This is a genomic window from Candidatus Poriferisodalis sp., from assembly GCF_965219595.1.
Taxonomy (GTDB): Bacteria; Actinomycetota; Acidimicrobiia; order Acidimicrobiales; family Poriferisodalaceae; genus Poriferisodalis.
Genome location: NZ_OZ244781.1, coordinates 1,808,953 through 1,833,924, shown reverse-complemented (window position 1 = coordinate 1,833,924; position 24,972 = coordinate 1,808,953). Strand labels below are relative to the sequence as shown.

Sequence of the window (24,972 nt, the reverse complement as noted above, 5' to 3'; positions counted from 1 at the left end):
CGAAAACAAGGAGCGTTCAAAGGCAGCAGCAAAACGTCTCGTACGCGCCGAGCCCAAGCGGCGACGTCAACGAATACGAGCTGGCGTCTTGGTCGCTTGACGCCAGAAGTCGGCGTCTGGCCGGGGCTCAGATGCCGACGCGGATCTGCAGGTTGCGGGGGCCTCGGATCTGTGAGCCGCCCCATTCGGCGCTGCGGCTGTCGGCGTCGGTGGCGAGCTCGAAGTTGGGGAAGCGTGCGAGCCATTCCTCGAGCGCCACCTTGAGCTCCATGCGGGCAAGGTTCGAGCCCAGGCAGCGGTGGATGCCGATGCCGAAGGCGACGTGCCGGTTGTGGGCTCGGTCGATGAGCACCTCATCGGGACGGTCAAACATGGCGGGGTCGCGATTGCTCGCACCGAACGGCAGGTACACCTTGTCGCCCTTGGGAACCGGGCAGCCGCTGATCTCGGCCTCGTCGGTGGCGCTGATCCGTGCCATCGTCACCGGTGCATAGGCCCGCAGGAACTCCTCGATCGCCGAATCCAGCAGTTCAGGCTCGGCCAGCAGACGCTCGCGGTCGTCGGGATGGGTCGCCAAGTGCAGCAGGCTGGCCGAGATCGAGCTCCACGTGGTGTCGATGCCGGCCAGCAGCAGCAGGAAACCGACACCGATGATGTGGCGATTGGTGAGCGGGTCGCCGTTCGGCAACGGTGTGTCGATCAGCTTCGAGGGAAGATCATCCGCACGTTCCTCACGGCGAGCGTCGACGAGGTCGCCGAAGTACTTCAGCACTTCACGGGTCGCAAGGGCCCGGTGGTCGTGCTCCTCGGGCGTGGCCTGCAGCACGGCGACCGCCCAGCGGGTGAACATCGGCTCGTCCGACTCGGGCAGTCCCAAAATGCGGGCGATCACGCGCACCGGGATGTACTTGGAGAAGGTGTCGGCGGCATCGATCACTCCCGAGCCGCCCCGGTCTGCCCCCGTCTCGGCCGCGATGACGCCGAGGCGCTCACGGGCGATGCTGCGCGTCACCTCCACAAGCTCCTCCACTGCCTTGGGCGAGAAGAACGGCAGCAGCATCCGACGTGCGTCCGCATGGAACGGCGGATCTGACGTGATCGGCGGGGCCGAGATGAACGACGCGCCCTCGGGCGTCTGGGCCACCGAGCTATCACGCGAGCTGAAGTTGTCGGTGTCGTAGGCCACCGCCGCGATGTCGTCCCAGGTGGTGGGCATCCAGCCGCCGCCATTGCGGTCGCTGTGCGCGACAGGGCACTCAGTGCGCAGTTCGTCCCAGACCAGCGACGGGTCTGCTATGTACTCGTCGCTGAAGATGTCGAAATCGCGCTCGACATCACCGTGATCAACACCGGTCGTCGCACTCACAGCAGCCCCCTCACCCGAGGCCCAACGGTCTCAGATGGTGCCAGCGTAGGTCAGGCGTTCGGCACAGGACGCTGGCTCGGCTTCAGCATCGCCGCCGACGTTGGACATGCACTGGTGTACGGAGAGCGTCGTAGGCTCGGAGCATGCATCTGAACCGACCATCTGAGCCGCGGCTGGAGCCCCTGGAGTGGGCGGCCGAGCTCGCACGCGAGGCAATGAAATCGTCGCCTGCAAACGTGGTGAACATGCGAGCGACCATGGCGCACAATCGCCTCGTCTCCAAGGCCATGGGCATGTTCTCCCAGACCATCCTGCTCCAGTTCGAAGACGAACTCACCCGGCGCGACGTGGAGATCGCCGTGCTGCGCACATGCTGGAACTGCGGTTCTGAATACACGTTCGCACAGCACGGCCTTGTGGCGCTCGTCGACGGCGTGAACGAAGCAGAGCTCTACGACGCGACGCGCCCCATCTCTCAAGGCCACTGGACGCCCGCCGAGGCCGCCATGCTCCAGCTTGTCGACGATCTGTGTGCCGACGACTGCGTTTCCGACTCGGCCTGGGCCGAGGCGTCGCAGCACTACAGCGCCGCCGATATGTGCCAGCTTCTCGCCGTGTCGGGCTGCTACCGCATGGTGTGCGGCTTCAACAACAGCGCCGGCGTGCAACTCGAAGAAGGCATCCCCGGCTGGCCCACACCGCCAGAAACATCTCAGTCCTGAACCGTCGGCCGACGTGCACCGGCCGAAGCTCGCCCGTTTTCCGTCGCCGCACCGCCCGAAACACCCCGGTCCTCCGCCGCCCGCCGGCCCTCGCAGCCATGCGCCGGGCGCGCGCAGCTAGCGTCCGCGCCATGAATTCCGACGCGGGAGACGCGGGAACCGCCGGAGGGACTGAAGGCACCAGTGAGCCCGAGCCGGTGGTGCTCTATGACGAGGTCGACACGGTCGCGTTCATCACGCTGAACCGGCCCGAGCGCATGAACACGCTGACCGAAGCCGTCATTGCCGGTGTGGCAGACGGCATCGACCGGGCGACGGCGTCGCGCAACGTGCGCTCGATCGTGCTCCGTGGCAACGGCCCCACGCTCACAGCCGGCTACGACCTGAATCCAGGCGGCGGCACTCCGACCGCGTCGGGGCAGACCTCGAGCGGCGGGGCGCACGACGAGCTGTACGACTCATGGGGCAGCCCGTACAGCGCCCCCGGCCCCAAGCCGCGCGAAGGCGCCTGGGACCCGGTTCGCGACTGGCAGTTCATGGGCCACAACGTCAAACGATTCATGAAGATCTGGGAGTGCCCCAAGCCGGTACTGGGCCAAATCCACGGCTGGGCGATCGGCGGCGCCACCGACATGATCCTGTGCTGCGACCTGCTGTTCATGGCCTCCGATGCGCACATCGGCTACGCCCCATCCCGCATCTACGGCACGCCCACCACGATGATGTGGGTGTACCGGTTGGGCCTCGAGCACGCCAAGCAGTTCCTGCTCTCTGGCGATGCCATCGACGCCGACACCGCCCATCGCATCGGTCTGGTTGCCTACGTGTACCCGCCCGACGAACTCGGCGAGCGGGTCGAGGCGTTCGCGCGGCGGTTGGCTCACATCCCCGCCAACCAGCTCGCGCTCAACAAGCTGCTCATCAATCAGGCCTACGAGAACATGGGCCTGCGCACCAGCCAGCTTCTGGGCACGTTCTTCGACGGCGTGACCCGCCACACCGAGGAGGCCTACCGCTGGGCCGAGTCGTTCGAGACCAAGGGTTTCCGCCAAGTAATCGCCGAGCGCGACGCCCCCCATGGCGACTACGGCGAGCGTCCCCGATGAGTGGCGTCACCAGTAGCGAGGCCGGCGGTGATCGCGACCGGAACGGACTGCACGGGCAGCACGCGCAGATCGGGCAGCACGGAAGGTGCACCCATGGCTGAGCAACCGGTCGTGGTGCTGCTGCACGGGCTGGGCGCCAACCGCCATGTGTGGGACGGCGTAGCCGGACTGCTGCGCGCAGATGGCGTCACGGTGTACGCGCCCGACATACGCGGGCACGGCGAGGCGCCTTGGCGCAAGCCCTACACCTTCGGCGCCATGGCAGCCGACGTGGCCGAGGCGCTGCAACGTGATCACAGGGGCACGCCGTACATCGTCGCCGGGCATTCGATGGGAGGCGTGGTGGGCCTGGCGCTCGCCAGCGGATGGTTCGGAACGCCGCCCCAACTCGCCGCCACCATCGGCGTCAAGCTGCGGTGGTCGGCAGAGGAGGTCGGCCGCATCGCCGAGCTCGCCAGCCGGCCGCCTCGGGAGTTCAGTGAACGCGCCGACGCCGTCGAGTGGTTCATGAAGCTGGCGGGCCTGCACCGAGTTGTCGAGACCGATGACGAGCGCATCGGGATGGCCATCGAGGCCGGGGTGATGCGCACAGGCAGCGAACGCCGCCTCAGCGCCGGCGACGAGCCGGCACACGAGAACTCGCCCGACTCGGCGGCCGGCTGGTGCGTCGCCCAAGACCCGGCGACCGTCGGCGTCGGGCCGCCCGACGTGACAGGCCTGCTCGCGGCGGCGAAGTGCCAGGTCGTCATGGCGCTCGGCGGGCGCGACCCGGTGGTCACCCCGGAGCATCACCACGATCTGACCGCTGCAGCGTCAACGAATCCGCTGGCGGCAGGCGTCGCCGAGCCACACGTGTTCAGCGGCCTCGGCCACAACGCGATGGTCGAGGAGCCCCGCGCAGTTGCCGACTGGCTCGCTGCGTTGAGCGCGCCCTAACCCTCTTCGAGCGGCAGCTCTCCGGAGATCTTCACGCACTCGCCGCCGTCGATGTCCATCACATGACCGGTCATCCACGAGCCGGCAGCAGACAGGAACAGCGCAGCTTCGCCGATGTCGGACGGCTCGCCTAGCCGCTTGAGCGGCAGCTGGTCGGCGATCATCTTCCCGCGGGGTCCATCCCAGAGCACACGAGCGAAGTCAGTGCGGATCAGCCCGGGCGCGATGCAGTTCACCCGCACCTTCGGCCCCATCTCGGCTGCGAGCTGGCGGGTCATGTGCATGAGCGCGTCCTTGAACATGCAGTAGACGCCCAGCGCCTCAGAGGTGTGATGCCCGCCCACTGAGGCGATATTGATGACTGAGCCGCCGTGGGTGCCCATCCACTTGTCCCACGCCACCTGCGACCACTGCAGCGGTGCGCGCAGGTTCACCTCGTAGGTCTTGTCGAGCCGCGGGATGTCGCAGTCCATCATGGGGCCAGCCCACGGGTTCGTGGCCGCGTTGTTGACCAGGATGTCCAGCGATCCGTATCGCTCGATCGTGCCGTCCATCACCCGCTCGGCTTCTTCGAGGTGCCCGATGTGCGACGCGATGTAGCTCACCTCGCCGCTCGCTGTCTCGGCCAGATCGGCCACTGCCGCCTCGCACTTGTCGGCCTTGCGGCTTGTGATCATCACGTTCGCGCCCGCATCGGCGAACGACTTCGCGATGCCCTTGCCGATGCCGGCGGAGCCGCCGGTCACCAGCGCCGTCTTGCCGTCCAGTCGCAGTTCCATGATCAGTCCCCTTCAGTCCTCTTCGGTCATAGGTGTGTGCGCGTGCGCGCCTCGCTCGTACAGGTCTCGTTCTGCCCGGATCAGGTCTTGCCGATCTCGTTCCACGGGCCGCCGTCGGCACGCGGTTCACGCGGCAGCCCGAGCACCCGGTCGCCGATGATGTTGCGCTGGATCTCCGACGTGCCGGCGTAGATCGTGCCGGGGCGTGCGCCCATGAAGGTTTGCACCCACGCCAGCGACGAGAACTCGACACCGACGGCATCGGTGCTGATGCCGTGCGCAGCGGGATGCCCGCTGGGCGCGGTCGCCTCCATGCCCAGCAGGTCCATCGACAGCTCGGTGACCCACTTGTGATACTCGCTCCACAGCAGCTTGTGCAGCGACGACTCGGGCCCTGGTGCGTCGCCCGCCAGCACGTTGGTGACGTTGCGCTGGCCCATCCACCGCATGATCTCGACCTTGGTGTGGGCCCGCGCCAGATCCTGGCGCATGAGCGGGTCGTCAGTTGCGCCCCGGTCGACGGCTTCGGCCTTGATCCGGTCGAGCTCGTCGCGGAAGCGCAGCGCATCGGTGGTGGCGCCATGGCCCCGCTCGAAGCCCAGCAGCACGTTCGCCACCCGCCAGCCGTCGTTCACGTCGCCGACCACGTTCTCCTTCGCCGTCTTGGCGTCGGTGAAGAACACCTCGTTGAAGTCGTGACGGTTGTTGATGTTGATGATCGGGCGCATCTCCACACCGGGCTGATCCACCGGCACCAGCAGGAACGAGATGCCGCGGTGCTTGGCCTCGGTGGGGTTGGTGCGGCACAGCACGAATATCCAGTTGGCGGTGTGGCCGCTGGAGGTCCAGATCTTCTGGCCGTTGATCACCCACTCGTCGCCGTCGAGCACGGCGCGTGTGCCCAGGTTGGCGAGGTCCGAGCCGCTGTCGGGCTCGCTGTAGCCCTGGCACCAGCGGTGCTCGCCCGAGATGATCTTGGGAAGGAAGTGGCGCTTCTGCTCCTCGGTGCCGCACTCGATGATGGCGTTGCCGACCATCGTGATGCTGAAGCCGTCATTGTTGCCGCCGGTGGGGACGCCGGCCTTGGCGAATTCCTCGGCCAGCACGATCCGTTCGACCTCGCTGAGCCCCGCTCCGCCGTATTCGACCGGCCACGAGACGGCCAGCAGCTGATTCTCCGACAGCAGCGCCCGCCACTCGTCAGTGAAGCGGTCTGCAGCCTCGTCGTCGAGGGTGCCCATGCCGGACCAGTTCGAGGGCAGGTGCTCTGCCAGGAAGGCCTGGATCTTCTCCCGGTAGTCCTCGGCCTCGTCGGTGTAGGTGGGATCCATGACGTGCGCTCCCCTGCTTGAGATTCAGCTCAGCTCGCCGCTGAGTCTGCCACGCGACAGGAAGGTTGGCTCAGGGTCGATACCCGCTGTGCTGGTCGCTTCGGCCCCGGCCTACGGCCGGTAGCCGCCGTGTCCAAAGGTTCGGCTACGGCCGGTAGCCGAAGGTACTCGGCCCGGGCCGGAGCGAGCGGCGGGCCAGATCGACCCACTCGCACAGCACCGGACGGGTGTCGCGGGGGTCGATGATCTCCTCGATCTCGAAGAACTCCGCCGAGCGGTGCGGCGAGCGCACGCTGTTGAGCCGCTCACGGATCTCTTCGAGCAGCTCGTCGGGCGTGTCGCTGTCGGCCAGATCCTGCTTGTACGCCACCTCGAGGCCGCCCTCTATGGGCAGCGAGCCCCAGTCGCCCGAGGGCCATGCCACCCGGAAGCTGCGGGCGCCCGGCTGGTTGTTGGCCGCACCCGCGACGCCGAATGCCTTGCGGATGACCACACAGGCGAACGGCGCGGTGAGCTGGCCCAGTGCGGCCAGCGCCGCCGAGCCGAACCGGATCGTGCCGCTCTCCTCGGATTCCTTGCCGATCAAGAAGCCCGGGCAGTCCGCGAGGTGCACCACCGGCAGGTGGAACGTAGAAGCGGTGTCGAGCAGGCGGATGAGCTTGCGGCAGCTGTCGGCTGTCCAGCCGCCGCCGTACACGTAGGGATCCTCACCGAAGATCGCCACCGGCCATCCGTCGAGGCGTGCCAGTCCAGTGATGATCGACCGCCCCCAGCGACTGCCGATCTCGAAGAAGCTGCCCTGGTCGCAGACCGATTCGATGATCGAGCGCATCTTGTAGACGCGTCGTGGCTCCCGGGGCACGATAGAGATCAGCTCGTCGTCGCGCCGCTGCGGGCTGTCGCCGCTCAGCACCCGCTCGGGCAGCTCGTCCACATTGGCAGGCAGGAACGACAGGAACCGGCGTGCGCGATCGAACGCCTCCTCTTCGCTGTCCACCACATCGTCGATGGCGCCATTGGCCGTATGGATGTCCGCGTGGCCGAGTTCTTCCTTGCCGTGATCGCCCAGCGACGCCTGCTCGACCAGGGCCGGCCCGGCGATCATCATCTGCGCGGTGTCGCGCACGATGACCGAGTAGTGCGCGGTGGCCACCCGGGCGGCGCCGATACCCGCAACCGATCCCAGCGCCAGCGACACCGACGGTGCCACCGAGAGGTGGTTCACGATGACATCCCAGCCCGCCAGTTCGGGGATGTAGGTGCGGCCCGCCATCTCGATGGACTTGACCGAGCCGCCGCCGCCCATGCCGTCCACCAGGCGGATGTGCGGCAGACGCATCTCATACGCCATGGACTCGGCGGCGTCGCGCTTCGCGGGGATGGTGGCGTCCGAGGAGCCGCCGCGCACGGTGAAGTCATCACCGGACAGGACAACAGGCCGATCGTCAATGCGCGCAAGGCCGAAGATGAAGTTGGACGGCGTCAGGTGGACGAGATTGCCGTGATCGTCGTACTCGGCAACGCCGGCTGTCTTGCCGATCTCGTGGAACGAGCCCTTGTCCGCCATGGCATCGATGCGCTCGCGGACGGTCATCTTGCCGAAGAAGTGCTGCCGCTCGACCTTGTCGGGCCCGCCCAGCGCTTCAGCGAACGCTTCGCGGCGGCGCAGCTCAGCGATCTCAGGCTCCCAGCTCATGCAACCCCCGTTCTGGCGGCTCGCCCCGACGCAGCGAACCCGCACAAAGGGTACGGCTGCGCTCGGGGTGCCTGCCTGCCGAGCCCGACGGGCATCCCGCCCGCTTCAGCCGGCAGTGGGACCGACCAGCAGCTTGATCGCCGCGCCTGTCAGAAAACAATAGTATATTTCAATAATTCTCAATCTATTCTCTCAGCGATGTCAGCAGATGAGCCGTATGTGTGGCTTCCCGGCCTCATCGAATTGAATGGAGACGAGGCGCTGGCAGTGTTGTACGCGCTCGACGTTGCAATCGCGAGAGCTCGAAGCGCACACGAAGAGCGGGTTGCAGAGGCCGCCAAATTGCTCATCACGCGTAAGCTCTGGGACGAGCTCGCGGACATTCTCGAAATGAACGGAGATCACAATGGCTAGACCCCCGACCATGCGGCATCTGGTACCTGAAGATGACCCCGTGCGAGCGGGGATCGCTGCGGAGCGGCTCGGCGTCGAGCTGTTCGACATCTACTGCATGATCGAGTGGGGCGAGATCATCGGGGGGCCCGACCCGGACCGCCGCGTCGCCGTGCCGGCCGCCGAGATCGACCGCGTCATCGCCGCCGGCGGCGCTCCGAATTACGCCGAGCTCTGGTGCAAGTACGGATCGGGCAAGAACTTTCCCGAGGCCGAGAGGCGGCGCCTGTCGGCGATGCACAAGTCACTTGTAGCCAGCGCCCTCGAGGCACTGCCCAGCTAGCACCGACCCAAGCCGAGCCAGCCGACCGGCAACGCGTACAGATCACCGCCTTCACATATCGTTCGCGTATGGAATTGAGACTTGACGGCCGCACAGCGCTGATCACCGGGGGCAGCCGGGGTCTGGGACGGGCGATGGCCAAGACGTTCGCTGCTGCGGGTGCCGCGGTGGCAGTGGTGGCCCGCGACCAGACCGTGCTCGACGAGACGCTCGGCGCGCTCCGAGATGCGAACCCAGATGTCGCTCACACAGCGATTTCGGCCGATGTACGCGTGGCGGACGAGGTCTCCCGGGCGCACGCCGAAGCGGTGGAGGTCTGCGGTCCGGTGGACATCCTCGTCAACAACTCCGGGACGTCGCACGCCAAGCCGTTCCTGGAAATCACCGACGACGACTGGCATGACGATCTCGACCTGAAGCTGTTCTCGGCGATCCGACTGTGCCGGCTCTGCATCCCGTACATGCGCAGCCAGGGCTGGGGGCGGATCATCAACTCGCTCAATGCCGAGGCCAAAGCGCCGAGGGCGCAGACGTGCCCGACCTCTGCGACCCGCGCCGCGGGCATGGCGATGACCAAGGCGCTTGCGTCGGAGTTCGCAGCCGACGGCGTGCTCGTGAACGCGCTCAACACAGGCCTGCTCGTGACCCACCAGTGGCAGGCCCGCTGGGAGCGGATGCAGCCCGCCGAAACGTTCGAGGAGTACACCGCAGCGGTCGGCGAGCGGATTCCCATCGGCCGCATGGGCGACGCCCAGGAGTTCGCCAACTTGGCTCTGTTCCTCGCCAGCGACGCCGCCAGCTACGTCACCGGCGCCGCAATCAACATCGACGGCGGTCTGTGCCCCGTCGTATAGCCCCCTTGCAAGCAGGGGGTCACGGGTTCGAGTTCCGTCAGCTCCACCGGCTTGGACAGAATCAGGAGCCTTCGAGGGTTGCTTTCGGCTCGCTGATCTCCGACAATATGGTGAGTGTGAGCGTGCGTCGGCGCGGGCGAGGGAGGCTTGGTATGGGTGTTCGCAGACTTCGGGTCTGGGCTGAGGAGTTCCCCCCCCCCCTGTTTGGTTCGGCTGGGCGGCCGAGGCGCGTGAGGCGCGCTTTGGGGGGACGTCTCGCGGCTGTCGCGGTGCTGCTCGTCGCGGTCGTGGCGGTGACGCCGGCCGGGCGGGCTGAGGCGCAGAGTGTCCCGAACGTGTGGTGGGGCGTACTAGCTGATGTCGTACTGGAGTCGTCAGAGGTACCAGGGTCAAATTTGCAGGTCAACCAGAATCTCACTGCACCCCTGACCGTCAGCTACACCATTGGCGGCACGGCGACTTGCGGGACGGACTACACCATCGCCGGCGCGGACTGCGGCCAAGGGACCGGGACGTTCACTATTCCGGCGGGTACGGCGAGGTTCACCAATGTTGAATTCCCAATTGCGGCCTTGGGCGACGCGGTCCCCGACAGCGGCGAGACCATCATTCTGGCCATCAACGACGGCGCCGACTACAACCTGGGCTCAGGAACCACATACACGGTGACGATCGTTGAGAACTCCGGCCAGGCCGCGTTTCGGATCGGCGGCCAGCCCTCGGTGAACGGCACCCTGACGGGGCATCGGGTCTGCGACGACGCCGACGGCAACGGCACGTTCAGCTACGAGTGGCAGAGAAGAGCTACACCCGGAAGGGCTACGTTTACCCAGATCATCGGCGCGACTTCCCAGAGCTACACCCTGACGCAAGCGGACTCCGGCTATTACTTGCGGCTCCGTGTCGAGTACCACGACGGAAACAACGTTAGGACGCGGGTCTACTCGCCGATCGTCGGCCCGATCGGGCCGGTTGCGGCGGAGAACACGGTGGGGTTCGGCCGCGGCGACTACAACGTGCGGGAGGGCGACTCGCTGCGGCCGACGCTGACCTTCGGCTCGCCCACGGCGGCGGAGCAGACCTTCGAGATTGTCTTCCAGACTTGCGACGCCGACCTGACCAATGACATCAGCGTGGACTACGCCGAACAAAGTCCATTTGCGCGCAGCACCGATGTCTCCGCCGCGCACTCGGTGACGGTGCCGGCGGGCGTGACCAGCCACACCTTCGACGTTCCCGTGCCGGCGGACGGCGAGATCGAGGACTACGAGACCTTCGTCATGGGTTTCGGCGCGATTCCGGCGGGGATCACCATCGGCTCCCAGCAGGACGCCACGAACCAGGGGCAGTACGCCACTGTGCAGATCGTGAACGTCAGCCTGGTGCCTGACAACTGGGCCCTCAAGCCCAGCGGCGTCGGCCCCGGCGAGCAGTTCCGACTGCTGTTCAAGACCCACAACGAGCGCGACGCCACCGCCAGCACCATCTCCACCTACGACACCTTCGTGCGCAACCGGGTCAGCGGCGCGGGCACCGGTCATGCGGACATCCGCCAGTACTCGTCGACGTTCCGGGTGGTGGGCTCCACGGCGACGGTGGACGCGGCGGCCCATACCGCGACGGGCATCATGGTCGCCGGCGAGCCGAGCCACACGCCGTTCTCGACGCCGATCTACTGGCTGAACGGTCCCAGGATCGCTGATGACTACAACGATTTCTGGGACGGCACCTGGGACGACAACAGCCACGGCGCTCATCGGCGGGCCAACGGCAACGTTTCCACCAACAACCGGGGGCCCAACACCGGCACCCGGACCGGCACAACGCATGCCACCGCGGGCACCAAGAAGCCCAACAGGCCGCTGGGCGCCAGCCAGACGCGCTGGGGCGGCGGCGACCCGGGCCAGAACCCGATCGACCAGGGCGACATCCCCAAGGGCATGAACAACGTCTATGTCGGACTGTCGGGCATCTTCCAGGTCGCCGAACCGCAGGGCTTGCAGTACAAGCGTCCGCCGGAGACGGCGACGGTGCAGTTCGGCGGCCACGGCCGGGTGGTGAACGTGGTGCTGCCGGTGCCGCCGGGTGTGCACGGCAATCGTGTGCTGTTCACGATTTCCGATGGCACTGCTCGGGACAACTTGAAGGGTTCGTGCGGCGTCGACAATGACTACGACAACCACGACAACCACGGCTGGGACGAGCACTGGCACTATCGCAACCTGCGGGCTGGCGGGTCGGTGTCGATTCCGATCAGGCTGTGCACGCCGTCGGTGGGCAAGAACTTCAAGATCAACTGGGGCGACCCCTCCCCGTACAACGTTCCGTATCCCGAGACGGGTTATGACCCGGATGCGCCGAACTGCAAGGCGGCTGAGCAGGTGATTCCCGCACGGCCCTACAGGGCCCCTCGAGTAGAGGGCCACAACCGGCACGGCGTACCCATTGTGGATCCGGGCGAGCCTGGCCGGGCGCGGCAGGTGAACACCGTGTCGTGGACGTGTTTCACCACGGTGACGGTGCTGGCGTCCTCCGGCGGCGACGACAGCCTGGACTCGGTGTCGGCGCAGGACGATGCGGTGCCCTGCGATGCCGGCGAGGGCGTGAGGCGGGCGCGTGCGGCGTTCGAGTGGCATCTCAGCCACGGGTCGAACGCGGCGTTGTTCTGGCGGATCCTGAACACGCTCGGCGCCGAGGACCTGCCGGCGAAGCCGCCGGGGGTGACCCACGACACGATCACGGCTCAGGAAGCGAGGGACTTCAGCGACGGCAAGGGCTGGGCCGGCTGGGCGCCCATCAACGACGCGCTGCAACGCTGCACCACCGCTGACAACCCCGACCCCGACCCGGTGACACCCGACCCTGACCCTGATCCGGTGACGCCCGATCCTGAGCCTGACCCTGAGGTCAGCGTCGCCGGGGGCGGCGGGGTGACCGAGGGCGGCGACGCGATCTTTACTGTGTCTGCTGTTCCTGCGCCGTCGGCGCCGCTGACGGTGGATGTCTCGGTGGCCCAGTCCGGCGATTTCGGTGTGTCGCCGGGGACCCGGACCGTCACGGTCCCGGCCTCCGGCAGCGTCACGCTCACGGTCAGCACCACCGACGACAGCACCGACGAGGCCGACGGGCAGGTCACCGCAACTGTGGACGCCGGCAGCGGCTACACCGTGTCGGCGACCGCGGGCACAGCGACGGTCGCGGTGGCAGACGACGACGACCCGCCGCCTGTGATCCCCGAGATCAGCGTCGCGGCGGGCGCAGGGGTGACCGAGGGCGGCGACGCGACCTTCACTGTGTCTGCTGTTCCTGCGCCGTCGGCGCCGCTGACGGTGGACGTGTCGGTGTCCCAGTCCGGCGATTTCGGCGTCGCGACCGGACCGCGCACGGTGACCGTCGGCACGTCGGGCACCGCGACGCTCACAGTGACCACTACGAACGACAGCGCCGACGAGGCCGACGGGACGGCCACCGTCACCGTCGATGCCGGCAGCGGCTACACCGTCTCCGCGACTGCGGGCACAGCGACGGTCGCGGTGTCCGACGACGACCCGCCGCCTCCGACGGCGGTGAACGCGACGCCGTCGCTGTCGATCAGCGACGCGACGGCGGGCGAGGGCGGCACGCTGACGTTCACCGTGACGCTCAGCCCCGCCAGCGGCCGCTATGTGTGGGTGCACTACTACGCGCGGCCCGCGTTCGGGGCCGGGCTGTCGGCGACCTTCGCGGACTTCGCGCAGGCCTACGGGATGCTCACCTTCAACCCCGGCGAGACCTCCAAGACCATCACCGTGGCAGCAGTCGACGACAGCAGCCCCGAAGGCGACGAGACGTTCACCGTCGTGCTGTACTCCGCAGTCCAAGCAGCAATCGCCGACGGCGAAGGCATCGGCACCATCACCGACAACGACTAGCCGGAGCGGCCGAGTTCCTCTATGCCGGTATAGGTTCGAGCCTCTAGCCGGGAGCGAGCGCGTCGAACTTGTCCATCAAGCCTGGCGGCGGACGGCGGGGCTTGCCGTCGTTGTCGCAGATGGCCGCGGTCAGGTTGCCCTCGACCAGCACCGCGTCGTCTGCTTCGCGGATGATTCGCTGCTGCCAGCGGGTGCTCGCACGGCGGCGCTCGACCAGCTCGGTCTCGACGCGCAGCGTGTCGCGGGCGGTCGCCGGCGCCCGGAAACGCACCTCGAGGTTGGTCACCACGATCTGGACGTTCTGATCTGACAGGTCCGGCAGTGCAAGATCGGCGGATTCCAGCGCCAGGCAGCGGGCTGCTTCGAAGTACGACACATAGACCGCATGGTTGACGTGGTTGTACGGGTCCAGCTCGCCGAATCGGGGCACGATCTGGGTCGCGTGTGTCGCCATCGGCAGAACGCTAGTGGCGCGCCACGACAGGCTGGCCGCAACCATCGCTGAGCCGACATCATCTGGGCCGCGCACTGCTCCCTCTAGCGTTGCGGTGCGTGAGCGTCATCGCGGCGATCGACGTCGGAACCAACTCGTTCCACCTCGTCGTCGCATCGATCGACGCAGATGGCCACTTCGAAGTACTGACACGCGAACGCGAACCGGTCCGGCTGGGCTCGGGCGGCGAGGACATGAAGCGTCTCGAGCTCGATGCCATGGATCGCGGCGTCTCGACGCTGGATCGGATGCGACGCATCGCCGACCACGCCGGCGCCACTTCAGTCACCGCGGTGGCCACCAGCGCGGTGCGGGAGGCCGACAACCGAGGCGAGTTTGTGGCACGGGCCCTGTCCGAGGCCGGCGTCGACATCGAGGTGGTCTCTGGAGTCGAGGAGGCCCGGCTGATCCACCTCGGCGTGCTGGCAGCCGTGCCGCTGCTCGACAAGCGGCACCTGATCATCGACATCGGCGGCGGCTCTACGGAGTTCATCGTCGGCGACGGCGCCGAACCGCTGCTGCTGCGCAGTCTCAAGCTCGGATCGATCCGGCTCACCGATCGCTTCTTCCCAGAAGGCCGCACGCGAGAGCGCTCGGTGCACGAGTGCCGCAACTACATCAGATCGTTCCTGGGCCACCTGCCGGCAGAAGTCGCGGAACTCGGCTTCGAAACCGCCGTCGGCTCGTCGGGAACGATCATCGCCTTGGCACGCATGTGCGCGATCCGGCGCGGCGATCGCGACAACCGCACCGGGAGGCTGTCATTCACACGCAAAGAGCTCCGATCGCTCACGACCGACCTCACCGACGCCGCGACACCTGCTCGCCGGCTCTCTGTCGAGGGGTTGGAGGAACGCCGGGCAGACATCATCGTGGGCGGCGCGCTGCTGCTGGCGGAGACGTTCAAGCTGCTGGGCATCAAGCGCATGGAAGTTTCCGACTACGCGCTGCGTGAAGGCATTCTCTTCGAGCAGATGCGGCGGGCAGCAGCGCCCGAGCTCGACCCGTTCCACCGTTTGGAGGATCTGCGGCGCTCCGGCGTGATGTATGTGGCGAACAGCTACCACGAAGATCTGCGGCACGCCGAGCACATCACCGACCTGGCGCTGGAGTTGTTCGACGGCCTCTGCGGGCTGCACGGACTCGACGAAGAGGACCGGGAGCTGTTCGAAGCGGCTTCGCTGCTGCACAACGTGGGCATCTTCATCTCCCACAGTGCCCACCACCGCCACAGCTACTACATCATCCGCAACAGCGAGCACCTCACCGGCTTCACCGAACGCGAGATCGAGATCATCGCCCAAGTCGCTCGCTACCACCGCAAGAGCGCGCCCAAGTCCAAGCATGCCGACTTCGCCTCGCTGAATTCGGCTGACCAGGACAGGGTGCGGTGGATGGCAGCCATGCTGCGCGTCGCCATCGGCTTGGACCGCTCCAATCGTCAGGTGGTGACCCGCGTGCGAGTCGCAGGCGGGCTCCAGTCTTCGAACCACGACGGCGAGCTTCGCCTCTTCGCACGGGTCTCACCCGGCGTCGACACCTCAGTGGAGATGTTCACTGCCCAGAATCGCAGTGAGCTGCTGGCCGCGATCACCGGACGCACCGTGGTGATCGAGTCCGAAGTCGCCGAGACCGGACGGGCTACTCACCCCACCAACGGGACGCACCACGCGGAGCCCGCCCGGGCGGTGTCCGAGCCGGTCGCTGGCCGTCGCTAGCGCGGTCCGAGCGCACCACGACCCGGCACGGGCGCGAGCGGAATCGCCGGATAGCGTCCCGGCCTGATCCCTCCCCCGTCATCCTGACGGCTTCCCGACGCCGTCGCCTCCGGCATCGCCGCAGCGCGCCCGGTGCCATGGCAGCTGCCTGCGAAAGGAACTGACATGTACTCGTCTCTCGGCCGGTGGTGCTTTCGCCACCCGTGGCGCGTACTGGCCGTCTGGCTGACGGTCGCCGTCGCCGTCGGCGCCGTCGCCGGCGGACTCGGTCCCTCGTTCGGCGCCGAACTGTCCACCCCCGACTCCGAGAGCGGCCGGGCCGCCGACATCCTCGGCGAGCACTTCGGCAGCGTCGGCTCGCGCGTCAGCGGCACGATCGTCGTCGACGCGCGGGAGACGGCAGACGGCGTCGAGGATCCTGCTGTTCGCGCCGCCATGACGGCACTGGTCAGCGATGTCAACGCAATTCCTGACGTCTCCGCAGCTTCTCCATTCGAGGCCGGGGGCGCTCGCCGCATCTCTGCAACCGGACCAGCAGCGGGCCGCATCGCCTACGCCGACGTCGAGGTGGCCCCTGGGTTCAACGTCGACGAAGCTGCCGGCCTCGGCGAAGAGATCGATCATCTCATCGACGCCAGCGGGCTGCGCGACCTCCCCGGGGTGCAGGCGCATGTCGGCGGGGCTTGGCTCTCCGGGCAAGAGCCTCCCGAGACCGAGGCCATCGGGCTGGCGTTCGCGATCTTCGTGCTCATCGCAGCAGTCGGCTCGGTAGCGGCGATGGGTGTGACTGTCGGCACCGCGTTGATCGGCGTCGGCATCGGCGCCGCGGGAATCGTGATCATCAGCAACGTCGCGACCGTCCCCGATTTCGCATCGACGCTGGGCGTCATGATCGGCATCGGCGTCGGCATCGACTACGCGCTGTTCATCATCAATCGTGTCCGCGAGTGGACACGCCACGGACTCGGCCTGGACGATGCTGTGGGGTCGGCGCTCGACTCTGCGGGACGATCGGTGGTGTTCGCCGGCGCCACGGTGGTGCTGTCGCTGCTGGGCCTGCTGCTGGTGGGCCTGCCGTTCGTCTCGGGCTTGGGCATCTCAGCGGCAGTCACGGTCGCCATCGTCATGGCGGGCTCGATCACACTGCTGCCGGCTGTGCTGGGACTCGTCGGCGGGAGGCTGGGCACCATCAGGGTGCGCGGCATCGCCGCATCGGCTCTCGTTGCCGTCGCGCTGCTGGGATTCGGCTTGGGGATCACGCTGCTGCTGGCGGGCATCCCAGCTGCGGCGGCTGTGATCATCGCCGGCTCGTTCGCCGGCGACCGCAATCCGCTGCGCCGTGTCATTCAGCAACGGCCGCCCAAGGCACTGCGAGAGACCGGCTGGTACCGCATGAGCCGCATGGTGCAGGCGCGGCCGTGGGCGGGCGCTCTCGGAGGCATCGCTCTGTTGATTCTGCTGGCGGCACCGGTGCTGAGCCTGCGGCTGGGCTTCTCCGATGAGGGCAACTTCCCTCCCGACAGCGCGACACGGCAGGCCTACGACCTGCTCGCCGAGGGTTTCGGCCCTGGCGCCAACGGCCCCCTGCTGGTGGTTGCCGAAACGCCGAACCAAGGCGACATGGAGTCGCTCGGCTTGCTGGCGGAGGCCATGAGCAGCACCGAGGGCGTCGCCACTGTGTCGCCCCCGATGCCGAGTCCCGACGGCGGCGCAGCATTCATCCGGGTGCAGCCGGCCACCGGGCCGCAGGATGCCGCCACCGAGGAACTGGTGCAGCGCCTGCGCGACGAGGTGGTTCCCGCGGCACTCGCCGGCACGTCGGTCTCGGCACAGGTCGGCGGCAGCGTGGCGTTCGGCATCGACTTCAGCGACTACCTGGCACAGCGGATGCTGATCTTCTTCGCCGCAGTGCTGGGCGCCTCGTTCCTGCTGCTCATGGCGGTGTTCCGGTCGCTGGTGGTGCCGCTCAAGGCGGTAGTGATGAACATGCTGTCGATCGGGGCTGCCTACGGCGTCGTGGTGGCCATCTTCCAGTGGGGATGGCTGGGCAGCCTGTTCGGCATCGACGGGGCGCCCATCGAGCCGTTCATCCCGATGATGCTGTTCGCGATCCTGTTCGGGCTGTCGATGGACTACGAGGTCTTCCTGCTGTCACGCATGAAGGAGGAATACGAACGCACCGGCGACCCCGTGAACTCGATCGCCGACGGTCTGGCCGCGACAGCGCGGGTCATCAGTGCTGCTGCAGCGATCATGGTGGTGGTGTTCGGCAGCTTCGTGCTCGAGGACAACCGCGTCGTCAAGCTGTTCGGCTTCGGGCTCGCAGCCGCCATCGCGTTCGACGCAACAGTGGTGCGGATGCTGATCGTGCCCTCCACCATGGAACTGCTCGGCGCCCGCAACTGGTGGCTCCCGGCCTGGCTCGACCGCATCATCCCCAACCTGCGCGTCGAAGGCGAGCTGCCCGACCGCGTGCCGGCCGACGATGCAGACGAACCTGCCTCAGCCGTCGTCGCTGACGAGGCGTCCGAGCACACGACCTGAGCCCGATTCCGCACCTCAGTCGGCGGCGAAGTCGGCTGCCTCGGCGCCGCTCGCTTGCACCAGTTCATCTGGCGTCAGCTCAAAGACCGTGTCGGGTGTGCCCGCGGCGGCCCACACTGTGTCGTAGGCCAGCAGCGCCCGGTCGATGACAGCACGCAGAGGCTGAGCGTGCCCGAACGGGGGCGTGCCGCCGATCGCGTAGCCAGTGGCCTCCCGCACGCCATCGGCGTCAGCACGGCTGATCGCGCCTCCGAGCAGGTCGCCCAGTCGGGTGGTATCGACCCGGTTCGCACCGGAGGTCAATGCCAGCACCGGCTCACCGCCGCACAGGAACACCAGCGATTTCACGATCTGGCCGAGCTCGCAGCCCACAGCGGCAGCCGCCTGCTCCGCAGTACGCGTGCCCTCAGGAAAGCGCAGGATCTCCGGCGTCAAGCCCAGCGCCTCGGCCCCCGCAAGGAATCGCTCCCGAGCACCTGCGCTGCGCCTGCCTTCACTCATCCGCGGCAAGCTATCGAGCGGGGGCAAAGCTGCCTGCGTCAGCTCCAGAGGGTGCTGACGGGGACCGGGCGCGGCAGTATTGGTTGGCGTGCGGAACTCAGCCGATAACGCCGCCGGCCCCGATCACGCCTGCGACGCTGAGCCAGATTGGCACCATGATGGACACGCCGATGCCCACGAGCCAGTAGTGGCGCACCCGCTGCGCCTTGCTGTCCTCGTCGCGCTGTGCGGCGAGCCCATCGACCTTCGTGTCGAGCTTGGCCACGGCGGTTTCGAGGCCGGTCACCCTGGCGTCCAGGCCGTCGACCTTGCTGTCGATCTTGCTGTCGAGCCGGTCGACTTTGGCTTCGAGTTTGGCGAGGTCGTCCTTGGTGGCGAACCGTGACAGCTCCGCGGCGAGGTCGTCCTTGGTGGCGAACCGTGACAGCTCCGCGGTGAGGAAGTCCTTGGTGACCAGATCGGACAGCGGGGCGGGGGCCAGGCACGACATCAGGTACTCGGCGCGCTGCTCGTCGGTCTGCTCACGCAGCCAAGCGTAGATGCCCGAGCGGATCTCTTCAGACATGGCAGCCCTCCCATGGCGCTGACAGCGACAGAACCGAACCGTAGACACAGAAGCTCGATACTTCCAAGTGGTTTTCGGAGACTTCCGCAGGCACATGCACCGAACAGCGAAAACTCACGGCGTGCAGCCGGGGCTGCACCGAGGGAACCCGGTGCGACCCCGACAAGCAGATCCCCAGACGCACCATGCAACGGGGCGCCGCCCGGGCAGGCGCGTTGTTCGGAGCACGAAAGGTACTGCAGCCGTGTCAGCGGGCTCGCACCGCCACCCGGCAGCTTCCCGCTGCACGGGCCACACCCCCGATCTGGTCGGGGCGCGGCTTGGGATCGTCGAACAGCGGCACCAGTTCGTACGCGTCGAACAGATGCTCTATCACTCGCGACATCGCCGTCAGGGAAAAGGGCCGGGCCGGACAGGCGTGGGGGCCGACACCGAAGGTGACCACCGACTCGGGCGCCAGCCCCGATGGCGCCACCAGCCGGGAGCCCTGCCACCGGTCTGGGTTGTAGCGGTCCAACCCGGGCCCGACGAACATGTTCGTCAGCGGCAGGAATGTCGCCAGCGAGGCGCCGGAAGAAACTTCGTAGATCCGAGAGCCGTCATCGATGGTCACGGGTTCGAGCACCATGCGCAGCATGATGGATCGCTGGCCGATGCGAGTCGACTCCAGCGCACAACGCGACGCCAAGTCGTGATCGTCTCCTCGCCGGACCCGTATGCGGGCAATCACGTCGGGATGCTGCACCAGATGGACAAGCGACCAACCGAGCGCTGCGAACAGGTTGGACATCGATGCGATGTGGATCAGTATCACGTCGCGGGCCACGCCGACTCGTCTCTCCGCATCGGGGGCGTCTGCCCATCGTTCGAGGATCATGTCCAGCACGTCGCCGACAGGTCGGCGGCGGGAGGCCACGGACTCGGCCAGGATCTGCTCGGCCTTGGCCATGGCGGCGTACTCGGCAGCCTTGCCCGACTGTGCGACGTCGCGCATGCGGGCAGGAGCCACGAAGGCCTCGGACCCGTCGAGCGCATCCAGCGCTGCAGTCAGTTCCTCGAATCTGCCGGAGCGCAGCGTCTCGCGGCCGCCCCAGCTGGCCAGACCCATGCGGTGGCCGAGCCGTCGGGCGAAATCGAACAGATCGATCTCGGCACCGTGACTCAGTTCTGCCAGTTGGGCCGAGATGGCCGCTTCCAGCGACGCTCGGAGGCCCGACGCCTGGGCTCGGGTGAACAGCTCGTGGGGCAGGGTCCGCCGACCGTCGAAGAGCTCGTCGGGAAGCTTGCGGCTGAGCATCTTCCAGTCGGCGAGGGCTTTGCTGGCCTGCTGTTCGGGAACTGCGTAGAAATGCCTGAGGCCGACCGGTGAGAACAGGAACAGGTAGCGATCGTCGCCGCTGTCGACCACGAAGGTGTCGCCGCACGCCGACCGGGCGGCACCGATGGCCGCCACAGTGTCGCTGACCGGCCCGTCCCACGGGAGCACGCAATCGGCGACGGCGGGCATCGGGGTAATCAGCGGCAGCTCGACCATCGTTTGCCTTATAGCCGATGGGTTGACGAACTACTCCACAGCGCCAGAGAGACCAGCGCCCGTCAGCGCCAGATGGGCAGGCAATGGGTCGCCCGTTACTCGGCCCAGGCCTTGACTTGGGAGATCACGTCGAGGGGGTTCTCGGTCTCGGGCGGGATGGTGATGTCGAGGTACGACACGCCCACCGAGCGGTACACCTCGATGCGCTCCTTCACCCGCTCGGGGTCGCCGGTGAGGCTGGCCCGGTCGACGTAGTCGTCGGGCACCGCGGCGAACGCCTCGTCTCGCTTGCCGGTCAGGAACAGGTCCTGAATCTTCTCGGCCTCGTCCACGTAGCCGTAGCGCTTGAACAGGTCGTTGTAGAAGTTCTTGTCGCGAGCGCCCATGCCGCCGACATAGAAGCCCACGTTGTCACGCACGCCCTTGCGGACCCCCTCGACCATCGGGCCCGAGCCCATCGCCACCGTGCCGCCGGCCACGATCTGCAGGTCTCCCAGGTCGTCGGAGCGCTTGGCCCCGCCGGCGTCCAACGCATCGCCCCACACGTCGTTGAACTTCTCGGGCAGGAAGTGGATGGGCTGCCACACCTCGGCCAGCTCGGCGGTCATCTCCACGTTGCGCGGGCCGATCGAAGCGACCGCAATCGGGATGTCACGGCGGTGCGGCTTGGCCATGAGCTTGAGCGGCTTACCCAGGCCCGTGCCCCCGTCATAGGGGAGGCTGACGGCGCTGCCCTCGTGGACCACCTTGTCGCCCGACCAGACCTTGCGGCAGATCTCGATCACGTCGCGGGTCCGTCCCATCGGCTTGGAGAACGGCACGCCGTGCCAGCCCTCGATCACCTGCGGTCCCGAAGTCCCCAGGCCCAGGATGAACCGCCCCTCCGACAGCGTGTCGATGGTCATTGCGGTCTGGGCGATGATGGCGGGGCTGCGCGAGTAGATGGGCAGGATGCCGGTCATGAGCTGGATGCGCTCGGTCTTCGCGGCCACATAGGCCAGCGTCGACACCAAGTCGAAGCCGTAGATTTCACCGCCCCAGATCATGTCGACGCCGGCGGCTTCGAGATCTGTCACGTGCTGGGTGAGGCGCTTGGGGTCCAAGCTCGCGCCCGCTCCGATCGCCATGGATATCTTCATCGTCGTACTCCGTCGTGCTCGCTGCTGCGTTCGGTCGGCGCGAATGCTAGGAGCAACGCCGCGTCGATGACGGGGCAAGCATCGGCACGAACCATGTTGGGAGGATCGGTGCACGACAACGACGAAGCCGCCGACGAGGTAGCCGACGAGATCATCGACACGCTGAGGCGCTGGGTTGACGAGGTGGTGGTGCCCGAGTCGTCTGCCCTGGAGCTGGCCGACGAGTACCCCACCGCGATGGCCGAACAGATGGAGGAGTTCGGCCTGTTCGGCGCCACTATTCCAGAATCGCACGGCGGGCTCGACCTCGACCACGTCACCTACGCCCGGGTGATCGAGGAGCTCTCGCGAGGGTGGATGTCGCTGGCAGGAATCGTCAACAGCCACCTCATCTGCGCCAAGCTGATCTCCCGATTCGGCACCGACGACCAGCGCAACCGGTCGCTGCCCGGAATGGCCACTGGCAAGCTGCGCGGCTGCTTCTCACTGTCTGAGCCCGACAGCGGCTCCGACGCGGGCGCGCTGCGCTGCCGTGCGGTGCGCGACGGCGACGAGTTCGTCATCAACGGCACGAAGATGTGGGTCACCAACGGCGAGCGCGCGGGCATCGTGGCACTGCTCGCACGGGTTCCCGAAGGCGACCCGTCGGGCAGCTCGGGCATCACCTGCTTCCTGGTCGACAAGACGCCGGGCAAGCACTCGGGCGGCATCACCGTGAGCCGCAAGATCGACAAGATCGGCTACCGCGGCCTCGAGACCGTCGAGATGTCCTACGTGGACCACCGGGTGCCGGCGGACCGGGTGCTGGGTGGCGACGGTCTCAACGGAGACGGCGGCATCGGCAATGGCCTTCGCTGGGCGCTCGCCGCGCTCGAACTCGGCCGCATCAACGTGGCGGCGCGCGGTGTCGGCGTGGCGCAGGCCGCCTATGACGCCGCGGTGGCCTACGCCAAGCAGCGTGAAGCCTTCGGCAAGCCCATCGCCAAGCACCAGGCCATCGCCTTCAAGATCGCCGAGATGGCCACCAAGCTGCACGCCGCCCGGCTGATGACCTATGACGCCGCTCGCAAGGCGGATGCCGGCGAGCGGGTCGACCTGGCCGCGGGCATGGCCAAGCTGTTCGCATCGGAAACGGCTGCAGAGCTGTCGCTGGACGCCATGCGCATTCACGGCGGCAACGGCTTCTCCACCGAGTACCCCGTGGAGCGCTACTACCGCGACGCGCCGCTGATGATCATCGGCGAAGGAACGAGCGAGATCCAGAAGCTGGTCATCAGCCGGGCGCTGCTCGCGGAAGACTGAGACGTCGCGGCGGCGACGGGCGCGAAGGCGTCTGGTGCTGGGAGAAATGTGACACGGCGCGCCTAGGTTGGCGGGGGCGCACCTGGAGGTAGTGCAATGGCAGACCGCAAGTCGTTCTGGGCGTGGTGCCTGGAGTCCGAGGAACCCACCGACGCCGAGCGGGCTGAGCTGGCCAAAGAGCTCTCAGCCCAGTACGGCACCGAGATCACAGCGAAGCCCGTGCCGTCGGTGGACGATGCCGACCTGCGCCCGCCGCGCATCGCGATTCCCGACTCGGTCGCCGGCTGGTGCTCGACCAGCACCTACGACCGAGCCCGCTACGCCTACGGCGCCCACTTCACCGAGCGGGTGCGGGCCTTCAACCTCGACTTCCCGAACCCGCCCGACGTGGTGGCCCACCCTCGCAACGACACCGAGGTCGAGGCCACGCTCGACTGGTGCGATGCCAACGGCTACATCGCCGTCCCCTACGGCGGTGGCTCGTCGGTGGTCTGGGGCTTGACACCGCCCGAAGATCGTGGCCCTACCGTGGTCATCTCGCTGGACCAGCTCGACCAGGTGCTCGAGATCGACGACGTGTCCCGGGCCGCGCGCATCCAGGCGGGCGTGTTCGGGCCGCACCTCGAGGACCAACTGCGTCCCAGCGGGCACACGCTGCGCCATTTCCCACAGTCGTTCCGCTTCTCGACCCTCGGCGGATGGATCGCCACACGCTCGGGCGGTCACTACGCCACCAACCACACCCACATCGACGACTTCGTCGAGTCGGCCCGGATGATCACGCCGTCGGGCTGGTGGGAGTCGCGGCGACTGCCCGGCTCGGGCGCGGGGCCCAGCCCCGACCGCATGGTGATCGGCTCCGAAGGCATCTACGGGATCATCACCGAGGCGTGGATGCGCATCCAGAAGCGCCCCACGTTCCGCGCCACGGCCGGCATCACGTTCCCATCATGGGAAGCCGGCTACAACGCCGTGCGACACCTGGTGCAGGCCAAGCTGTGGCCGGCCAACCTGCGGATCCTGGACCCGGCCGAAGCCGGGCGCGCCGCTGGGATGGACGGCGAGCGCGCGCTGGTCATCGTGTCGTTCGAATCGGCCGAGCTGACCCAGCGCCACAACGTCGCCCAGGCGGTCGAGATCGCACGCGGGTGCGACGGGCACGTGCCCGACGACGAGGTCCAGATCGACGACGGCACCGGCACGCCTACGGGCCGGGGCGGCGCAGTCGGCGCGTGGCGCAACGCGTTCATCGGCGTGGGCAACGGCGTCGAGACCTCGCTGGGCCTCATCAACGACACCTTCGAAACCGCCATCACCTGGGACCAGTGGCCCGAATTCGACGCCGTCGTGCGCGAGAAGGTGGGCGCCGTGCTGGCAGAAGTGTTCGGCGATCATCACACGCTGTCGTGCCGCTTCACCCACGTGTACACCGATGGCCCGGCGCCGTACTACACGTGGTCGGGCATGGGCGCCCAGGGCGGCGAGATCGAGCAATGGCAGATCGTCAAGGACGCCGCCAACGAGGCACTCGAGGCAGCCGGCGGCACGTGCACGCACCATCACGCGGTGGGCCGCATGCACCGTCCCAACGCCTACGACCGCCAGCGCCCCGAGCTCTTCGCCGAAGCGATCCGGGCCTCCAAGAAGCGGCTCGACCCCAACGGCATCCTCAACCCCGGCGTGCTGATCGATCCCTGAGGCTGAGCCGCATGGCGAAGCCGTGGCCCGAGCGGCCCGTG

20 protein-coding genes are annotated in these 24,972 nt (G+C 67.5%); 11 read left to right on the top strand and 9 right to left on the bottom strand.

Going from position 1 to position 24,972, the window contains the following annotated elements; genetic code table 11:
* Positions 1–127 precede the first annotated feature (127 nt).
* Entirely contained in the window at positions 128–1,366 is a 1,239-nt protein-coding gene (locus ACOQPE_RS08200; protein ID WP_420611322.1) for a cytochrome P450, read from the bottom strand.
* Between the two features lie 143 nt (positions 1,367–1,509).
* On the opposite strand from ACOQPE_RS08200, the gene ACOQPE_RS08195 reads away from it, so the two are divergent.
* The 3 genes from ACOQPE_RS08195 to ACOQPE_RS08185 all read left to right on the top strand — a co-directional run bounded on the left by ACOQPE_RS08195 (position 1,510) and on the right by ACOQPE_RS08185 (position 4,130).
* Entirely contained in the window at positions 1,510–2,088 is a 579-nt protein-coding gene (locus tag ACOQPE_RS08195) for a carboxymuconolactone decarboxylase family protein (RefSeq protein WP_420611321.1), read from the top strand.
* 131 nt (positions 2,089–2,219) lie between these two features.
* Complete coding sequence (locus ACOQPE_RS08190) at positions 2,220–3,194, top strand: crotonase/enoyl-CoA hydratase family protein (protein ID WP_420611320.1); 975 nt, start codon at positions 2,220–2,222, stop codon at positions 3,192–3,194.
* Between the two features lie 93 nt (positions 3,195–3,287).
* Entirely contained in the window at positions 3,288–4,130 is an 843-nt protein-coding gene (locus tag ACOQPE_RS08185; RefSeq protein ID WP_420611319.1) for an alpha/beta fold hydrolase, read from the top strand.
* Here the strand turns inward: ACOQPE_RS08185 and ACOQPE_RS08180 are convergent.
* The 3 genes from ACOQPE_RS08180 to ACOQPE_RS08170 form a co-directional block, all read right to left on the bottom strand.
* Complete coding sequence (locus tag ACOQPE_RS08180) at positions 4,127–4,909, bottom strand: SDR family oxidoreductase (RefSeq protein WP_420611318.1); 783 nt, start codon at positions 4,907–4,909, stop codon at positions 4,127–4,129. The two genes, ACOQPE_RS08185 and ACOQPE_RS08180, sit on opposite strands and share 4 nt — an antisense overlap.
* A gap of 80 nt (positions 4,910–4,989) precedes the next feature.
* Positions 4,990–6,240: an acyl-CoA dehydrogenase family protein gene (locus tag ACOQPE_RS08175; protein ID WP_420611317.1), complete on the bottom strand. Its 1,251-nt coding sequence runs from the start codon at positions 6,238–6,240 to the stop codon at positions 4,990–4,992.
* Positions 6,241–6,385: 145 nt separating this feature from the next.
* Entirely contained in the window at positions 6,386–7,936 is a 1,551-nt protein-coding gene (locus ACOQPE_RS08170; RefSeq protein ID WP_420611316.1) for an acyl-CoA carboxylase subunit beta, read from the bottom strand.
* 198 nt (positions 7,937–8,134) lie between these two features.
* On the opposite strand from ACOQPE_RS08170, the gene ACOQPE_RS08165 reads away from it, so the two are divergent.
* The 4 genes from ACOQPE_RS08165 (at position 8,135) to ACOQPE_RS08150 (ending at position 13,437) form a co-directional block, all read left to right on the top strand.
* Entirely contained in the window at positions 8,135–8,350 is a 216-nt protein-coding gene (locus ACOQPE_RS08165; RefSeq protein ID WP_420611315.1) for a hypothetical protein, read from the top strand.
* A gap of 10 nt (positions 8,351–8,360) precedes the next feature.
* Positions 8,361–8,672 carry a hypothetical protein gene (locus ACOQPE_RS08160; protein ID WP_420611314.1) on the top strand — a complete coding sequence of 104 codons (312 nt, stop codon included), beginning with the start codon at positions 8,361–8,363 and terminating at the stop codon, positions 8,670–8,672.
* 68 nt (positions 8,673–8,740) lie between these two features.
* The gene (locus ACOQPE_RS08155) at positions 8,741–9,526 is read left to right on the top strand and encodes an SDR family oxidoreductase (protein ID WP_420611313.1); all 786 of its coding nucleotides are present in this window, start codon (positions 8,741–8,743) and stop codon (positions 9,524–9,526) included.
* A 269-nt stretch (positions 9,527–9,795) separates the two neighbouring features.
* Positions 9,796–13,437 carry a Calx-beta domain-containing protein gene (locus tag ACOQPE_RS08150; RefSeq protein WP_420611312.1) on the top strand — a complete coding sequence of 1,214 codons (3,642 nt, stop codon included), beginning with the start codon at positions 9,796–9,798 and terminating at the stop codon, positions 13,435–13,437.
* A 43-nt stretch (positions 13,438–13,480) separates the two neighbouring features.
* On the opposite strand, the gene ACOQPE_RS08145 is transcribed toward ACOQPE_RS08150, so the two are convergent.
* Positions 13,481–13,891, bottom strand: coding sequence for an acyl-CoA thioesterase (locus tag ACOQPE_RS08145; protein WP_420611311.1), 411 nt, complete (start codon positions 13,889–13,891; stop codon positions 13,481–13,483).
* 98 nt (positions 13,892–13,989) lie between these two features.
* Between ACOQPE_RS08145 and ACOQPE_RS08140 the strand changes: the two genes are divergently transcribed.
* Together ACOQPE_RS08140 and ACOQPE_RS08135 are read left to right on the top strand one after the other, a co-directional pair.
* Entirely contained in the window at positions 13,990–15,648 is a 1,659-nt protein-coding gene (locus tag ACOQPE_RS08140; RefSeq protein ID WP_420611310.1) for a Ppx/GppA phosphatase family protein, read from the top strand.
* Positions 15,649–15,813: 165 nt separating this feature from the next.
* Positions 15,814–18,192: an MMPL family transporter gene (locus ACOQPE_RS08135; protein WP_420611309.1), complete on the top strand. Its 2,379-nt coding sequence runs from the start codon at positions 15,814–15,816 to the stop codon at positions 18,190–18,192.
* A 15-nt stretch (positions 18,193–18,207) separates the two neighbouring features.
* On the opposite strand, the gene ACOQPE_RS08130 is transcribed toward ACOQPE_RS08135, so the two are convergent.
* The 4 genes from ACOQPE_RS08130 to ACOQPE_RS08115 all read right to left on the bottom strand — a co-directional run bounded on the left by ACOQPE_RS08130 (position 18,208) and on the right by ACOQPE_RS08115 (position 21,931).
* Entirely contained in the window at positions 18,208–18,693 is a 486-nt protein-coding gene (locus ACOQPE_RS08130; protein ID WP_420611308.1) for a YbaK/EbsC family protein, read from the bottom strand.
* A 97-nt stretch (positions 18,694–18,790) separates the two neighbouring features.
* Positions 18,791–19,258 (bottom strand): hypothetical protein, encoded by a 468-nt coding sequence (locus ACOQPE_RS08125; RefSeq protein WP_420611307.1) that lies wholly within the window; start codon positions 19,256–19,258, stop codon positions 18,791–18,793.
* 247 nt (positions 19,259–19,505) lie between these two features.
* On the bottom strand, positions 19,506–20,792 hold the full coding sequence (locus tag ACOQPE_RS08120; protein WP_420611306.1) for a cytochrome: 1,287 nt from the start codon (positions 20,790–20,792) through the stop codon (positions 19,506–19,508).
* Between the two features lie 95 nt (positions 20,793–20,887).
* Positions 20,888–21,931, bottom strand: a complete 1,044-nt coding sequence (locus ACOQPE_RS08115) for an LLM class F420-dependent oxidoreductase (protein ID WP_420611305.1) — start codon at positions 21,929–21,931, stop codon at positions 20,888–20,890.
* Between the two features lie 93 nt (positions 21,932–22,024).
* Between ACOQPE_RS08115 and ACOQPE_RS08110 the strand changes: the two genes are divergently transcribed.
* Both ACOQPE_RS08110 and ACOQPE_RS08105 read left to right on the top strand, forming a co-directional pair.
* Complete coding sequence (locus ACOQPE_RS08110; protein WP_420611304.1) at positions 22,025–23,233, top strand: acyl-CoA dehydrogenase family protein; 1,209 nt, start codon at positions 22,025–22,027, stop codon at positions 23,231–23,233.
* 96 nt (positions 23,234–23,329) lie between these two features.
* Positions 23,330–24,931 (top strand): FAD-binding oxidoreductase, encoded by a 1,602-nt coding sequence (locus ACOQPE_RS08105; RefSeq protein WP_420611303.1) that lies wholly within the window; start codon positions 23,330–23,332, stop codon positions 24,929–24,931.
* Positions 24,932–24,972 lie beyond the last annotated feature (41 nt).